This window comes from Pedobacter ginsengisoli, from assembly GCF_030244015.1.
GTDB classification, from domain to species: Bacteria; Bacteroidota; Bacteroidia; order Sphingobacteriales; family Sphingobacteriaceae; genus Pedobacter; species Pedobacter ginsengisoli.
Genome location: NZ_JASSYX010000003.1, coordinates 153,689 through 169,496, shown reverse-complemented (window position 1 = coordinate 169,496; position 15,808 = coordinate 153,689). Strand labels below are relative to the sequence as shown.

The window sequence follows — 15,808 nt, the reverse complement described above, 5'->3', positions numbered from 1 at the left end:
TCTGTGTTTCGTTTTAGCAATTAGTTAATCAAATCAGGTTCAGTCACCTTGTCTTTTTTAAAATCCTTAATATAGCCCAATTTCAGTAAAGCAGGTATAATGTGCTGTCCGGCCAGTAGCACCGCTTTGCTCGATCCCCTGGTCGATTCAATTCTGATACACACCACGACATGCCCGCTGCCCGATTTCTTTGGAGCAAAGAACACATACCAGCCATCATTGATCTGCTCCTGTTTCCAGATCCGCTCAGGCGTACCCGTTTTACCGGCCACAGTCAGTTTCAAAGTATACACTTTTCCGGCACTTTGCTTGAGCATATAATCTGTCATCAGCGCCGCATACTGCGGATCATTAGCCAGTTTTATGCCAGAGTTTACCGCCGTCAGCGAATCACTGATCTTGAGCACAAAACGGTTGCCAATCAGCGTCCCTTTATTGGCAATGCCACTCACCATCCTGGCAACCGAAGCAGGCGTAGCGATCAGTTCACCCTGTCCCCATGACATGCCTGAAATACCTTTAGCACGCGTGCGGCGTATATTTGCCGGGTCGTACCGCGGCCTGGTATTGAATTCCGTTCTGCGCCAAAGGTCATACCATTTCTTTTCCTGCTGGGCACTCACTATTCCTTTTTCATAATAATAACCGCCCACACCCCTCAAGAACATCCCCGTCTTTAAGTAAAGCGCAGCCATATCCTCCTGCAGGTGCTCCTCATTTGCGAGTTTTATAAAGTACACATTGTTCGATTTAACCAATGCCCTTTCCAGCGTGATCACCCCTGTCTCATCCGGTTCTATTCCTTTTGTCCTGATTCTTTCCCTCATGCTCACGGTAAATTTCCTTTCCGTAGCCGCCATACCCATTTTGTTAAAGGCCGCCATAGTAGTGACCAGTTTGGCTGTCGATCCGGGCTGTGTCGCCAGGGTAAATCCAAGGTCAGTAGTCGTATACCATCCCGAAAGCCTGTTCTGTTCCGCTGCGGTCATATTCAGTAATTCCCAGTCCTTTACCGGCGGCAGCGGATAAACCGCCGAGGTCAGTACATCACCGGTGTTGTCTTCCATGATCACCACAGAGACCCGGCTCTTTTTCAGTGAATCATCTACAGACATGGAATGCTGTATCGTAGCCTGCAGGCGGGCATCAATGGTCAGTTTCACATCCCGGTTCCGCTTTTTAAAAGCCGTCACCTGCTGGCTGTTAATCCCGGCCAGCAGCAGCGGTGCAAGTGCAGCATAATCCCGCTTGCTCACCGTCATTTCCTTCACCCCCCTGGGCAGGAAGCGGTCCTCCCGGTATTTGCTGGCCCTGGTATTAAAAGAAGTAACCGGCGTATGAAAACCCCTCAGTTCGGCCGCATGTTCATATTCCGCAAAATAACCATTTGTACTTCCATTAAATATACCCGTATTCAGGTCCCCCGTCCAGAAAAAGGTCTGCTCCTCAAAAGGATAATAACGGTCTACCCGCTTATGCAATGCCGAATCGAGGTCATAGCTGATCCCGGCCGCTTTAAAAGTCTTTGCCTGTTTCCGTACATAATCCGGGTTGCTGGTCGCCAGGATGCGGCCTTTCCTGTCGTAAAGCTGCCCGGCCTCCAGTTTATTCATCAAAATAGAAATCCGCGGATTGTAGCTGAACATCCGCAGGCCACTGCGGTCGGCTACCAATGCAGGCTGCACCACCCATTTCCGATTGGTCATCACATATCTTGAAACCGTTATGGTCAGCAATACCACAGCCACCGTGGCAGACAAGAGCGCAGGCACCAGGTTTTTGTCCTGCTGCTTCGTAATGAACTCCATCTGGACCGGTGTGCCCCGGATCTGCGATATAGAGAGCAGGATTCCCGCAGCCAGCATATTGGCCACCAGTGATGAACCTCCATAGCTGATGAAGGGCAACGCGACACCCGAAAGGGGCAGAGCCCCTGTGGAGCCACCCGCAATGAGCAGGAACTGCACAAACATACTGATGCCGATCCCCGCGCACAAATAGAACAGAAAAGGAGTTCCCGTCCGCCTTCCAATGACAATAGCCCGGTTTAAAAAGAGCAGGAACAAAATAAAGACCGCGGAGATGCCCGTCCAGCCAAACTCTTCACCAATAGCAGGCAGGATCATATCCGTGTGTGCTTCCGGAATGCTTTTGGCAAAGCCCTCACCGGCACCCTGTCCGCTTATACCGCCACCGGCCATTGCCCAAATGCCGTTTGCCACCTGGTCGCCGCCATACACCTCATTGTTCCATGGGTCCTGCCAGATCGACTTGCGCTCAGAAAGCCTGTTCACAGGACCCGGTATCAGCTTATCCAGGTAAGGAATCTGGTCGATCAGCAGGAAACCCGCCATTACCATGATCACCATCATGGCCGATTCACTCGTACGTTTTTTGTTGAGTACCATAACAAGGGCAACCAGTGCAACCGTGATCAGCGTAGCCAGCCAGATGTTCAGGAACCATACCGTCGCCACATAGATCAGTATGGCCACCACCATCATCATAAAATCCCCCCTTGAAAAAGAAAAAAGAATAATGAAAGTGAAACAGACCACCATTGCCGGACCCAGATCCCCCAACGCTAAGTAAAGCAAGATCGCAAAGAGCATTGCTACAAGCGCAAAAGAAAAGAAATACCAGCGCTTTTGCCAGCTCAAATACTCTGAAATGAACTTTTCATTACTGGAAAAAAAGCCTGCCAGAAACAAGATAATCGCATATTTCACGATCTCGCTGGGCTGCATCCCGAACAGGTTCACTTTCACACCGCTGCCTTCCGGGCCGCTGCCAAAAATAACAGTCAGCGTCAGCAGCAGCAAAGCCAAAAATGCCCATTGCCAGCCACTGGCCTTAGAACGCTCGCCACCAGCACCTATGCCCGTACGCCGCAGCACCAATAACCGGTAAAACCTCGAGTCTACTGTCAGTTTACGGAACTTGACCAGCATCAGTAAGACAATTCCCAATATGCCCATGCCAAAAAACATCAGCGTATCCCTGGCCAGAAAGCGGTCCCGCAAAGGATCCTGTAAACTCAGCAAAGTGATGAACGACAAACCCGTCATCAGCATGATCACCGGCAGAATTAGCTGATCAGCTTGAGGAAATTTAACCTTCAATAATAAATTCAGGAGCCAAAAACCAAGGAAGAAACAGCCCGTGATAATCCAGTACCATTCATTATAAACTTCCGGAGTCCTCACGATCAGTGACTTTTCCTTTTTCAATATCTTAAAATCACGGGCAGAGAAAAGCCTGATGGTATGCGGGCTCTGTCTGAAAATAAAGGACACATCCCTGTTCAACTCCTCAACACCCTGAGACCGTCCAAACTGGAACCCTGGTTGCAAAGGCAATACCTGGAACGCTTTGCCCTCCGGCAAATGCATAAAACGATAGCGGCCATCGGCACCGGTACGCACATAGACCACAAGCCCCACAGTTTTCGCCCCCTCCTCGTCGCTTACCATAGCGCTGTCCAGCGGCAATATCATCTGCAATTTGATCAGCACCCCCGCCACGGGCTTGTTCAGTGAATCAATAATACTCCCCGTAATGCTATGCTCACCCTTGTTCAGGTCAGCGGCAGCAGGGAAATAAGGAGGTTTTTTTAGCTCCTGTAAAAAACGGACTGAATCATCACCCGTATAACCCAGCAAGGCACGCGAATCCAGCACCCGCTTCTTAAAGTTACGGCCTCCATGCACAAAAGCACTGTCCGCATTGACAAAGAACCTGCGTTTATTCAGTTCGCCAACATTATCGATCGGCTCCTTAAACAACTTCGCACCGCCCGTCACCACAGACTCAATTAAAGCAATATCTTTTTTATCCTCAAAATAATAGCCCTTTTCGAGCAGTACCCTGATCAGTTTGCCTGGCTGCTTTTCATTCAAATTGATCATCGTCCCATTATCCAGCCTGGTTTCCACATCTTTAAACCCCTCTTGCAAATTGAAAAACAAGGTAAAGAACAACGCAGCCAAAACAACAGAAATGATCAACAGGAGAAAACGCATATTAGTTATTTACAGGTATAGGTAAAGAATCAGTTTTAAAAGTGCTTCCGGGAATTTTGCCATTGATGTACCTCCCTGCAGGGAAATTATAAATGATCCGTATGGCATTCGGACTATTGACAAACTTTACATTTTTAAATACCAAAGCATTGTTATGCGAAGAAATGACTGTGTTGAAATCTTCAAAAGTAAAGTTTTCCAGCAGTACATGTTTGCTTGCCGGCTTTATCTCAATGGGTATTTCCTTAAAAGTGGTATCCCGTTTTATAACCATGCCATTTTGAGCGATGAGGTAAAGCGTATCCCTGTTGATCTGCAAAGGCTCAGTGATCAGGATCGGAGATTTGAACAGCGAATCCGTCAGGATCAGCATATTGCCTTTCAGTTTGTTCAATGTATCCTGCAGCTTCTTTTCCTGCACATTGCGCGGTGGCTTTATGGCATTCAACTTCAACTGATCGGTCCTTGCTTTTTCATTGAGATGGTTTTGCCAGAGCAGCCAGGCATTGACAGAAAATAGCAAAATACACAGTGCCACCAAAAAACCAACCAGGCCTTTATTGCTCCGCGTACGCGGGGTTTCTCCCGGTAGACCAGCTTCTGTCTCCCGGTTATCCTGATTGCGCTGCCGTCCGCCTGCACTGGCGGACTGGTCCGTTGCAACAGGCTTCGCTGGGGTCGAAGCGGGCCGGGGCGGCGATACCGCAACAGCTTCCGCTGCTTTTTTTGCAGCAGGCTTTGCCGCTTCATGCACCTGGGCCTGCTTATCATTTTTAACCAGTACAACCGTAATGTTGTCGAGACCGCCATTCCTGTTGGCAGCCGCGATCAGCCTTTCCCCTTTTTCCTGCAAGGACGCAGACCTGCCGGTCAATATGGAAGTGATTTCCTGCTTGTTGACCATGTCAGACAATCCGTCACTACAGATCAGCAAAGTATCGCCGGGGAGAAACGGAGATTGCCCGTGTTCAATATAATCCTCCTGTCCCGCGATGTTGATCCCAAAGCCTAAAGCCTTATTGATCTCATTGCGTTTAGGGTGGCGCATGGCCTGCTCCTCGGTCAGCCGTCCTGTATCCTCCATAAAACCGACAAAACTCTGGTCTTTCGTGATCTTGATCAGCGTCCCGTCCCGCAGCAGGTACAACCTGGTATCACCCACATGCGCATAATGAAACAAGTTCCTGTTCAAGTCCGCAACAGCCAGAGTAAGCACACAGGCCATTTTTTCATGATCCTTTACCTTCAGTTTTTCGGCCATGATTTGTGCATCGGCATCAATAATGGCATCTTTCATCAACGCCGGTACATCCGCATTGGGCAGGCTCAGGTGCTGCAATATAGATTTTCTGGCTATTGCCGAAGCAATTTCGCCACCAGAATACCCACCCACACCATCGATCACGCTGGCGATGATCAGGTCATTGCCAGATGTTTTTTCCGCAATGAAAGTATCCTCATTGTTGTCCCGAACCCTTCCCGTATCTGTAATTCCAAAATAATTTCTATCCATTCTTTTTCGGAGAATTTTTAATGTCCCTAAAATGGGCAATGAGCAGTAGCATGCATATAATAAATAACGCTATAGATAAGACTTGCGACATAACTCAGGATTTAAATATATTCATACCAATGATTCCGTTGAGGATAATCCTCGAATTGACAGGCAGCTCAGACCACTTCGGCCCGCTGATGTCGCTTCTTTCCATAAGCACTTCGTTCAGGATCGTCTTTTCGCCAAAAGAAGCCAGAAAGAACTTGTCTGCCGCCTTATCATACCGGATCTTCAGGTGCGGGGTATTCACCCATTCAGAAGGAATTTTAAAAATATGCTGGCCTTCCCGGGTCTCCTCATCACCGGAAACCGTCACCTCCTCATTTTTCATCCAGTATTCCAGCTTCTTGCCCGCATAAGCCTTATCTGGAATGGTGGTTTCAAACCTGGCCAGAACCGCATTGGAGGCTTCAGGAGTTGCCGCTTTGGCGGCCTCATGTTTGATGTTGCTGTCCAGGTAAGGAATCTCATAATAACCATCACTATAATAAGTAAAATCCTTCAGGATGTCATTATTGATGTCAAACGTCTGCGCAAGGCCAGTTTGCCGGGGAATAAAAGTAACCCGCAGATTTTCCTCCTGCTGATTGCTGTCAGGCATTAATTTGCCGATAAAGCCAATATCACCGGCCCTGTAATCAGGATGGGAGACAAACCTGAAGACCCATTTGTTACTGGCCGGTTCTACTCTTTTACCCTCTTTTATTTCCTTGTTCAGGATGTCATAAAAGTTTTTTACCGATTCGTGGGAGATCAGCCCCAATATCCCCTTTTTATGGTCCATAAACTCCCGGTAATCATCCGTATTGAGGCAGATGATAAATTCATGATAAAATACAATACGTTCCGCAAAAGACAATTCCGTCATCGACTTTTTAAATCCTTCGATGATGTATTTGTAAACTACGTTCGGGGTAAGCGGTTTTTGTTTTCCGGACACAGGACTGCCTTCATTAGTTAAAAACCAGTCCTGAATACCTATGCGTTGCCAAAAAGAGGGTTTAGTCGTCATTTATAAGCTTAATGTTTTCGAATTTACAGGCAAACCTTGCCGATTTAAAGATAACGAAAAACTCTTTGTAAAGTTTGCAAGGCAGATTTTGAAATATTTAAAACCAGATAAATCGTCCGTTGTTATGCAATTGAGGTCTCAAATCAAATTTGATCGATACAGTTAAGGGCGTATTGATCTTGAATTGATTTTTTTGTAGCAGGCAGCCGCTAACAGCTGCCTGTTTTTTATTGCTAAATAATCCCGTTTGGCCTCCTTATCCTGTGCCAGGATCAAAGCAAACCGCCAAACCTGCAGAATCATTGCCCGCCCAGAACAATTTTTTATGGAAATTGTTCATATCCAAAGAGCTATGATCATCGTTTATAAGGAACAGCAAGGTGAACAAAAAAGGAACCAACAATGATAGAGAAAAAGTAATCTCGCGTCTTCGGGCACGCCTTGAAAAACCGGGGACGACCGCCATTTCTGCCGATAAAAACATTACGGACCAGGAACTCGGTATCTTGCTTAGTGAGCTGCAGGTATTTCAATTGGAGCTGGAAATGCAGAATGAAGAACTCACTGCCTCCCATAGCTTACTGGAAAATGAAAAATCCAGATTTGCCGGCTTTTTTAACCTCGCTCCGGTAGGTTATTTTATACTCGATCATTTGGGCAAGGTCGAAGAGGCCAATCAGACTGGTGCCGATCTGCTCAATATTCCCAGGGAAAATATACTCAATCAGCAGTTTCATAGCTTTATTGATCCGGAAGCCTGGGAGCAGTTCTATCATTTTCTGCACAAAATGCAGACCAGCGAAGACAAGCATAGCTGTGAGGTCAGGCTTTTGTTTAACAATGACCGGCAGCGCTATACCCGGATGGAGGGCAGTGCAATTTACAATGCCATCATCAAAAAAACACAGTATTACATTGCAGTCATAGACATTACCGAAAGCCGTCTGGCCCGGCAACGGTTGATAGATACCTCACAGCGTCTCGAAATGACCCTTGCCGGCACCGGGACAGGCACCTGGACCATGGACCTGGTCAACAACAGCGTATTTCTTGACGATTTTAGCTACTCCCTGCTTGAAATAGACCCCTGGGAATTTGACGGAAGCATTAACGGTTTTATCCACCTCGTCCATCCCGAAGAGCAGGCCCAGACCAGGCAAAGCTTGCTCAGTGCCATCAATAATTTCAAGGAAATAGCACTCGAGTTCAAGATCATGTCCAAAAACGGAAACATCCGGATTATGTCTGTTAGAGGAAAAGAAGTTCACAATCCACTGGTAGCCAGTTATTTTGCAGGAGTGATCATGGACATTACCGAAAGTAAAAAAATAGCTGATGAATCTCAGAAACAGGAAAATGAAAAACAAAGACTGATCCTGTCCGCGGCCTTTGATGCCCAGGAAAAAGAACGACATAAAATCAGCAGCGCACTTCACGACAGTGTCTGCCAGATCTTGTACGGTATCCGGATGAATCTCCAGAACATACAAGTGACACGCAACCTCAAGGACGATTTTAAAAACGTAAACAACCTGCTAGACCAGGCCATCCGCGAAACGCGGGAACTTTCCTACGAGCTTACACCATCTGTACTCAGGGACTTTGGCTTTACAGCAGGGGTCAGGGAAATGGCACAGCGTTTCAGCACACCCGCATTTCACATTAAAACTGACATAAAAAGCTCTTCAGAGCATCTGCACCAGAACATACAGCTTTATTTGTTCAGAATAATCCAGGAGCTGATCAACAATTGTATCAAACACGCCCGGGCTTCCATGGCCGAAATCAGGATCAGTACCACACATGGCAAGATCACCCTGGTCATAAGTGACAATGGCATGGGGTTTAAAGAAGAGCCGGAACAGGCTGTATTGAGAGGATCAGGTCTAAGGGCTATAAAGAACCGGATCTATTTGCTCAACGGGCAAATGCAGCTCGACACCTCTGATGAAGGAACCGTTATTACCATCACCTTTAAAAACAATGATAACTTCTCAGAACTTTTAGGATGATGAAACTAAAACCCAGGTTTCCTGTTAGCATGATATAGATTTAGAAACAACTAATTTTTAAGAGATGTTACAGGTACTACTTGCTGAAGATCATAACATTGTCCGCAATGGCATCAGGATGCTGCTTGAGACCGATGAAAGCATTCATATCGTCGCCGAGGCAGAAAATGGCCGTCAGGTACTGGATTATTTCGCCAAAGGACTAAAGACAGATATTGTTCTCGCTGACATCAATATGCCTGGTCTTGATGGAATTTCCCTGCTTAGAGAAATGAAAACAGGAAATCCGGAAACCAAAATTGTGATGCTTTCCATGCACGACAATGAAAAATACGTGGCGCAGGCCTTTCTTGAAGGCGCATCCGGATACCTGCTCAAAAATGTAAATGCCGACGAACTTATCTTCGCGCTGAAACATGTGAATGGCGGAGGAAAGTACTTGTGTACTGAACTAACCATGACCTTGCTCGACAAGCTGCTAAAGAACAGTCAGTATGTCCCGTTAAACTCCGGCCCCGATATAGAATTTTCCCAGCGGGAGATAGAAGTCCTTAGCCTGATTGCCGAAGGCCTGACCAATAACGAAATGTCAGAGAAGCTTTTCATCAGTAAAAGAACCATCGAGGGACACCGCCAGAGTCTGATTGACAAGACGGGCGCAAGGAATACCGCATCCCTTATCCGTTTTGCGGTAACTAATGGAATCATTCAATAGATCCGATCCCGTATTTTCCACCATCAAATTGCGTAGAAGTACGTATTTAAAGAATAAAAAGCTTAATACATTTGTAATGTTTTCTATACCAGAAGACTATTGATGTTGTACGGCAATAAATCTTAATCAAATTGTACGTATCTTTCTAAAAGATATGATGAGTAAAACTGACAGTACAACGCAGAGCGAAGAAAAGTACAAGGATTTTGTAAACATGACCATTCATGAGCTCAAAACACCGGTTACTGTTCTAAAAGCATACCTTCAGATGATGCTGCTTCAACTGGACAAAGACCAGTTGTCAGGCTATGCCAAAACAGTAGAAAAAATGGATGTGCAGCTGAATAAAATGCTGCACCTGATATCAGATCTTCAGGACGGTATCAGTATAAATGCAGACAATATCCATTGTCTGATGAACAATTTCAGCATTACTGACGCCTTAAAAAGCTGTATCGATAATGTCAGAACAACTAATCCTGACGTAACTGTGGAATCTGATATCCGGCACGCTGACCTGACCATAAATGCAGACCGGGACCGGATCGAACAGGTAATCAACAATTTCATTGGCAATGCACTTAAATATTCCGGCAGGGAAAAATACCTGAAAATCCAAAGTATAGTAAAAGACGACCGCATTAAGATCAGTGTCATTGACAGAGGGGCCGGTATACCCGCTGAAAAACAACAAATGGTTTTTGAGCAATTTTACCGTGTCGAATCTCCGCTGACCCATAAACAGCCCGGCCTGGGCCTGGGCCTTTTCATCTGTGCGGAGATTATCCGGAAACACAACGGAGAGATCGGCGTCAACAGTAAAGAAGGTGAAGGATCTGAATTCTGGTTCAGTCTGCCGCTGCGCCTGCCCCGGACCTGATCTTAGTCAGACCCTCAGGGCAAGGTCACTTTTCCTGCATAAAAACTGTTTCCTGTCAGTTTGCCGTCTGCCGAGGCAAAGCTCATGTAGGCATGAACTTCCTGACCTTCAACTCCAGGTGGTAATTCCCGCCAGTAAGCTTGCGCATACCGGTCTGAGGCATCTATAGCCGTAAAGGCAATTTCCATTGACGGAATATAGACCAAAAAAGTGGCCTTGTCTGTAAACCGGCAATAGACGCTCTGGCTTTGTGGCAGCCAGGTAAAGGTGATACCGCCGTCAGCAGCCTGGACTGCAGCTCCTAAAGGCCCTGAAACAGGCCCGCGGCTATACACCATCATAGGGTAATTGATCGCATACTGATTTCCCTCAACTACTGCAAAGGCATGCCCATAATTGTAGCTATAAGCAGCTGCCATAGCACCTTTTGTTCTGGCATATTTCTTAAAGCCGGCGTTAAGCAATGGAGAGATACCACCCAGAAAGATGTTGAGCAGACTGAATTTATTCCTTGAGTCCAGCTGTCCGGCTGTGGCTGCTTTGTTGCTGGGGTGGTGCAGCGCGGTGATTACGTTCTGACCTTTTCGCCTGCGGCCTACTATAGGTCCGGTTTTTTTACTAAAACCGCCAAATAGTCCTGAATGTAAGATTCCCATAGTGTTATAAATTGAAACTGCCCATATAAGTGCTGTTGGCGAGGTCCTTCCTGTCGGCGGCAACGAAAGAAATGTAAGTCTCCATATATTTGTCCTGAAGTATCTCCGGTATGTCCAGCACATCAGTACCCGAAAGCCTGTTGCTGCCAAACAACTGATAAGCGATGACTTCTTCCTCCGGGAAGTACGCCAGCATCATAACCTGGTCATTGGACGCCGGCCATTCCATCTGCGGATCGGTATGCCAGCTGAATCGCAGGCCTTCCGCTACTTGCGCCGCTTCCGGCTCCACAGCCGGGGTCAATTTGCCTGTACTCAGTACGATCTGGTCAAAAGCAAGCCCGAGATCCGGATATAGTCCTTTTATGATGAGTTCACGCGGTTGCTTCATTCCGATGTTGTGTGCATTGAGCGCAGTACCCAGCCGCGCAATACTAAAACCGACCCTGATAAAAGGCAGAACCTTACTGAAAAACGAACTCATGAGCTCAGTTTCCATTTGCACCTTCAACTGTTTTTCTGTGGGTGGTTTGGTATTCTTACCGATCTCGCGTACTACATTTTTGCCGTTCAGCTCATAATACACAAGATTACCGACTTTGCCGGTGTGAGACCCGAAGAGTCCATTCTTTGCAATTGCCATTGTGAGATATATATAAGTTAGTTCACAGCGCTTTAACCACTGCTTATACAAATATAATTTCTTTATGGTTATGAAACAATAGTGTCAGGTGAATAATGATTAATTAATTGCTAATAAAAAACTAACAAATAATTAAATTGATTAGGCGTTGTCATATAATTAATAAGGGGTTGGTATAGGGTTGATATAGCCAATTGGCTATATCAACCCTATACCAGTTATAGAACAATATGTAATTTACTCCTGTAAAACCTAATTGTTTGTCAGTTCTTTATTCATTATTTAATAAATGTTATCTGCATGTCAGGCCATTTTCTTTAATCTTTTGAAATCATCACGATACATTTTAAGATGAGACTTCAATAATTTTCTTGCGATATGGATCCGGGTCTTTACCGTTCCGACCGGAATTTTCATTTCATCCGCGATCTCATGGTATTTATAGCCTTCAAAATACTTGAGAAAAGGAACTGCATAGACAGGCTGCAGACACTCAAGCGCTTTATTGATGTCTTCCATCGTAAACTTTTCTTCACACTGGTTGTAAGACGCGCAAGAAGGCAGCGGATAAGCCAGCAGGTCCTCATTGGTCACTACAATGGCCGTTTTCTTCAGCATACTCCTGTAGTTGTTAATGAATGTGTTTTTCATGATCGTATACAACCAGCCACGCAGGTTAGTGCCTTTTTTGTACATGGTTTCATAGCGGATCGCTTTAATCAGGGTATCCTGAACAAGGTCGTCGGCATCGTCATTATTGCCGGTAAATTTCATTGCGGACTGCATCAGAGATGTCCGGTATCCACAGATTTGTGAGTTAAAAGTTAATTCATTCATAGGGGTAGGATATTAGGGGTGCTCTTAAACAACAATGCAATATGGTTGATGTTTTGGGGATAACTACCCGATTTATTGGGTTAAATACGTGTATTTCGGGTAAGCAGGAAAGATTTCCTGATAATTCCCATAAACAAAACCGCTTTTTCTATGTTTAATGTTTTACTGGCTATGATTAAACATTTTGCCGGATCAATTTAATCATGAAGGACTATGGAACCTTACAATATTAAAATTTCTTACGGCACAAAAGAGGTCACGCTGACAATTTTACCGACAGATCAAGGGTATTACAAGGTGATCTACTTCGGTGGCATACTTGGTGGGGTCTACTTTGACGGGAAAGACTGGGATTTGGTGGAGCAGGATAAGATCGCCGCAGGCGACCTGCCGCTTTATGAAGCCGGACGCATTGGTGAAAGAGTAGAAGTAGAGTTAAACGATCACGTGGTGGACCGGATCGGCTGGGAGATCAGCCTTTATGAAAATGATGATCTTGAAGCGGTCTGACAGAGGAGTGAATGCCCTGCTACCTGAAATCTCCTGATGCTTTAGGGGTTCAGCCGTTATACTGAAAAGGTCCGGCCGTTATTCTGACCGAACCTTTGCGGGAATTTTTACATTTTGCGGCTGATTACTCAGCAGCGGCCTGTTCGTTGATAAAGCCCTCGGCAACTTCTGTAAGAGCTACATCTGTTGCTTTTTCATTTTCAAGGGTTTGAGACAGAAGTTCTTCAACGTCGGTATGTCCCATATTGGCTGCGAATACCCGCAGGGTACCATACGTTGCGATTTCATAGTGCTCTACTTTTTGTGCTGCCAGGATTAATCCGGCATCGCGGATCATAGTGCCGGCGTCAGTGTCTTCAATCACACCGTTCGCTTCTTCTATCAATCCGGCCATTGCATCACACTTTTTAGCTGTGGCTTTTTCGCCCAGCAATTCAAATACCTGTTCCAGGGTGTCGATGTGTGTTTGTGTTTCCTGGGTATGCTTTTCAAAAGCTGCGGTAAGTTCAGGACTTGTTGCTGCTTTCTGCATTTTAGGTAAGGCTTTTACCAGGTGTTTTTCTGCCCAGTAAATGTCTTTCAGTTCATCGATAAAGAATTCATGAAATTCTGAATCTTCCATTTTTCCGGTCCTGCCGGTTTTTTTTGTAGTTGCCATAGTGGTATGTTTTAATTTATAGATGTACCTATTGAACCCCGTTGAAAGAAGATTGTTTTATGAATTTTAAATTTCTGATCTTTTTCAAAATGCAGGTGTATAATTAAATTAAGCTTCAATCATGTATAGACTTGGTTTCGTTTTCGGGTGCAGTTTTTTACAACAATTTCCTTGTTGTGGTTGTTGTAGGTGCTGATTGAATAATAAATAATCAGAAGTAAAGCATATGATAACTGAAGTTGCGTCCTGTGGAGATCTGCTGATCGGCAGAGAACTGAGCATTGCGTTTGCGGAAAGTGCCACCGCAGGCAGAGTTACCGCTGAGTTTTCCATGATTGAGAATGCAGGTAAGTTTCTAAAAGGTGGTATTGCCTGTTATGATGTTTGTCTGAAAGAAAGTATTCTGAAAGTTCCGCCAACTCTTATTAAACAGTATACTCCTGAGTCTATGGAGGTAACGGCGGCAATCGCCTCGGGACTGAGCAAGCTGATAGCGGCTGATATACATATTGGTATTACCGGATTGCCTTCCCCGGGTGGAAGTGAAACTGCAGAAAAACCAGTGGGCACGATGTTCATTTATGGTCTCCATGACGGAAATACCATATTTTCCGACCGTATTGTTTTTTCGGGAAATCCGGAGGAAGTGGTGCTGCAGAGCGTAAAGCACACCGCTTTACTGATTAATAGCTATCTGTCTAATTTGTAATTAGGATTTCAAAAACAATATCCGGCGGGAGGAGTTATAAGGAAAATGAACTAAACAGCATAAATTATGGATCCGTTTAACATCATCATCAAATCGGGAGAGGAAAAGGTCGATTTGAACATTCATCCGCAGGAAGCGGGAGCTTTTAAGGTCGTTTATCATGGTGCCCTGATCGGCGAGGTCTTTATGGGCAGCGAGGGGGGCAACTGGGAGGCGGTAACTGCGGATCAGCTGGAACCGGGTGGTTTTCCGGTTTACGAATATGATGAGAACTCGGGACATCAGGATATTCTTTTGGATGATGCATTGGTACAGGCAATCGGTAAAGAAATCAGCGTTTATGAAAACCTTGGCTAAGAGCGCACAGCGCTCATTTTTCTACCGCAACAGTCTGACCATTGTTTTTCTGCTGTTGTTTTTAGGTACATTGCTGGCCCAGGCATTTGCTGGCTGGAAGGAGCACAATGAGGAACTTACCGATGAGCATGCGCCTGAGATCGGTTTTTCTGTTTATTTGCAAAGCGGACATTTTATATCGGCCACCTTTGAGAATTTTGAAAGTGAATTTCTGCAAATGGCTTTGTATGTCCTGCTTACGGTAGGCCTGAGGCAGATTGGTTCGGCTGAATCCAAATCGATTGAAGGAAAAGAGGAGGTAGACCGGGAACCTGTGGCCGGGAAGGATGCGCCGTGGCCGGTTAAAAAAGGTGGCTGGATATTAAAACTTTACAGCAATTCGCTCTCCATTGCTTTTTTTACGTTATTCTTTCTCAGCTGGTGGATGCACTTTTACGGGAGCTGGCAGGACCATAATGTAGAGCAGGCGTTGAAACATCAATCTGCTGAAAGTATGATGGAATTTGTGATGCAGCCGAGGTTTTGGTTTGAGACCTTCCAGAACTGGCAAAGTGAGTTCCTTTCTGTTTTTTCTATTGTCTTTCTGACTATCTATCTGCGGCAAAAAGGTTCGCCTGAATCTAAACCGGTTGATGCGCCTCACCTGGAGACTGGGAAGTGAGTTCCAGCAGCCTGTCCAGCCGGTACCGGATTACGTCGGTTTGCCTGGGATTGCTGACAGTTCTGAGCAATGATATGGAATTGTTAATAAATGCGGGTACATCAGAAACGACGGTCCCGGGGAAAAGCTCGGCGGTCGCCGGCAGGGTTATGCCATGAAAAGCGGCTTCGTATTCATCTGCGTTCATCATGCGAAGATAAAAATTAGTGGTTAATGAAACGTATGGTGTTCAGGTTTTATTATTCGTTTTAACTTTAGTGTTACCACTTCATTAAATAACTGCGAAATTGCACAGGTAGAGGGTGTTTTTGTTTTGTTCTTTTTGTTCATTTTGTCTCATTCAGTGAAGTCCGTGAAATTTAGTTAGTAATTTTACATTAACAAAAGCGTAGGATTATTGCTTTTATGGTGTTTTTATAATGTTGATGAAATATTTGTCCTTAAACACATAATTTTTTCCTGATATAGAGCCAATTGAATAAAATCATTTTGTTTTCTGTGTTAAAATCCCTGCTTCTGTAAGTATTGCTGGTCAATATTTTAGAACAACACGAAAGTTGAACCCTAATCACCCTCAACAA

The 15,808-nt window shown here is 45.3% G+C and carries 15 protein-coding genes; 7 read left to right on the top strand and 8 right to left on the bottom strand.

What is annotated here, in order from left to right; translation table 11 throughout:
* Positions 1 to 20 precede the first annotated feature (20 nt).
* The 3 genes from QEP08_RS12820 to QEP08_RS12810 form a co-directional block, all read right to left on the bottom strand.
* Positions 21 to 4,022: an FtsW/RodA/SpoVE family cell cycle protein gene (locus QEP08_RS12820; protein WP_285058557.1), complete on the bottom strand. Its 4,002-nt coding sequence runs from the start codon at positions 4,020 to 4,022 to the stop codon at positions 21 to 23.
* Between the two features lies 1 nt (position 4,023).
* Complete coding sequence (locus QEP08_RS12815; RefSeq protein WP_285058556.1) at positions 4,024 to 5,535, bottom strand: PP2C family protein-serine/threonine phosphatase; 1,512 nt, start codon at positions 5,533 to 5,535, stop codon at positions 4,024 to 4,026.
* Positions 5,536 to 5,629: 94 nt separating this feature from the next.
* On the bottom strand, positions 5,630 to 6,589 hold the full coding sequence (locus QEP08_RS12810) for a hypothetical protein (RefSeq protein ID WP_285058554.1): 960 nt from the start codon (positions 6,587 to 6,589) through the stop codon (positions 5,630 to 5,632).
* A 380-nt stretch (positions 6,590 to 6,969) separates the two neighbouring features.
* Between QEP08_RS12810 and QEP08_RS12805 the strand changes: the two genes are divergently transcribed.
* The 3 genes from QEP08_RS12805 (at position 6,970) to QEP08_RS12795 (ending at position 10,196) form a co-directional block, all read left to right on the top strand.
* The gene (locus QEP08_RS12805; RefSeq protein WP_285058552.1) at positions 6,970 to 8,601 is read left to right on the top strand and encodes a sensor histidine kinase; all 1,632 of its coding nucleotides are present in this window, start codon (positions 6,970 to 6,972) and stop codon (positions 8,599 to 8,601) included.
* A gap of 64 nt (positions 8,602 to 8,665) precedes the next feature.
* Entirely contained in the window at positions 8,666 to 9,316 is a 651-nt protein-coding gene (locus QEP08_RS12800; protein WP_285058551.1) for a response regulator transcription factor, read from the top strand.
* A 154-nt stretch (positions 9,317 to 9,470) separates the two neighbouring features.
* Positions 9,471 to 10,196 carry a sensor histidine kinase gene (locus tag QEP08_RS12795; protein WP_285058550.1) on the top strand — a complete coding sequence of 242 codons (726 nt, stop codon included), beginning with the start codon at positions 9,471 to 9,473 and terminating at the stop codon, positions 10,194 to 10,196.
* A 14-nt stretch (positions 10,197 to 10,210) separates the two neighbouring features.
* Here QEP08_RS12795 and QEP08_RS12790 read toward each other — a convergent pair whose 3' ends face one another.
* From QEP08_RS12790 to QEP08_RS12780, 3 genes are all read right to left on the bottom strand, one after another.
* A complete protein-coding gene (locus tag QEP08_RS12790; RefSeq protein WP_285058549.1) occupies positions 10,211 to 10,852 on the bottom strand; it encodes a DUF6266 family protein in 642 nt (213 codons plus the stop codon).
* 4 nt (positions 10,853 to 10,856) lie between these two features.
* On the bottom strand, positions 10,857 to 11,495 hold the full coding sequence (locus QEP08_RS12785; protein ID WP_285058548.1) for a DUF6266 family protein: 639 nt from the start codon (positions 11,493 to 11,495) through the stop codon (positions 10,857 to 10,859).
* Positions 11,496 to 11,798: 303 nt separating this feature from the next.
* Positions 11,799 to 12,332: an RNA polymerase sigma factor gene (locus QEP08_RS12780; protein WP_285058547.1), complete on the bottom strand. Its 534-nt coding sequence runs from the start codon at positions 12,330 to 12,332 to the stop codon at positions 11,799 to 11,801.
* 213 nt (positions 12,333 to 12,545) lie between these two features.
* Here QEP08_RS12780 and QEP08_RS12775 point away from each other — a divergent pair, with 213 nt between their 5' ends.
* Positions 12,546 to 12,842 (top strand): hypothetical protein, encoded by a 297-nt coding sequence (locus QEP08_RS12775; protein ID WP_285058546.1) that lies wholly within the window; start codon positions 12,546 to 12,548, stop codon positions 12,840 to 12,842.
* A 124-nt stretch (positions 12,843 to 12,966) separates the two neighbouring features.
* On the opposite strand, the gene QEP08_RS12770 is transcribed toward QEP08_RS12775, so the two are convergent.
* Positions 12,967 to 13,500 carry a YciE/YciF ferroxidase family protein gene (locus QEP08_RS12770; protein WP_285058545.1) on the bottom strand — a complete coding sequence of 178 codons (534 nt, stop codon included), beginning with the start codon at positions 13,498 to 13,500 and terminating at the stop codon, positions 12,967 to 12,969.
* Between the two features lie 226 nt (positions 13,501 to 13,726).
* Here QEP08_RS12770 and QEP08_RS12765 point away from each other — a divergent pair, with 226 nt between their 5' ends.
* From QEP08_RS12765 to QEP08_RS12755, 3 genes are all read left to right on the top strand, one after another.
* On the top strand, positions 13,727 to 14,209 hold the full coding sequence (locus QEP08_RS12765) for a CinA family protein (RefSeq protein ID WP_285058544.1): 483 nt from the start codon (positions 13,727 to 13,729) through the stop codon (positions 14,207 to 14,209).
* A gap of 66 nt (positions 14,210 to 14,275) precedes the next feature.
* Positions 14,276 to 14,566 (top strand): hypothetical protein, encoded by a 291-nt coding sequence (locus QEP08_RS12760; protein WP_285058542.1) that lies wholly within the window; start codon positions 14,276 to 14,278, stop codon positions 14,564 to 14,566.
* Complete coding sequence (locus QEP08_RS12755; protein WP_285058540.1) at positions 14,550 to 15,227, top strand: DUF6766 family protein; 678 nt, start codon at positions 14,550 to 14,552, stop codon at positions 15,225 to 15,227. Before QEP08_RS12760 ends, QEP08_RS12755 begins: the two co-directional genes overlap by 17 nt.
* On the opposite strand, the gene QEP08_RS12750 is transcribed toward QEP08_RS12755, so the two are convergent.
* The gene (locus QEP08_RS12750) at positions 15,187 to 15,417 is read right to left on the bottom strand and encodes a DUF6965 family protein (protein WP_285058539.1); all 231 of its coding nucleotides are present in this window, start codon (positions 15,415 to 15,417) and stop codon (positions 15,187 to 15,189) included. The genes QEP08_RS12755 and QEP08_RS12750 overlap by 41 nt on opposite strands.
* Between the last annotated feature and the right edge of the window lie 391 nt (positions 15,418 to 15,808).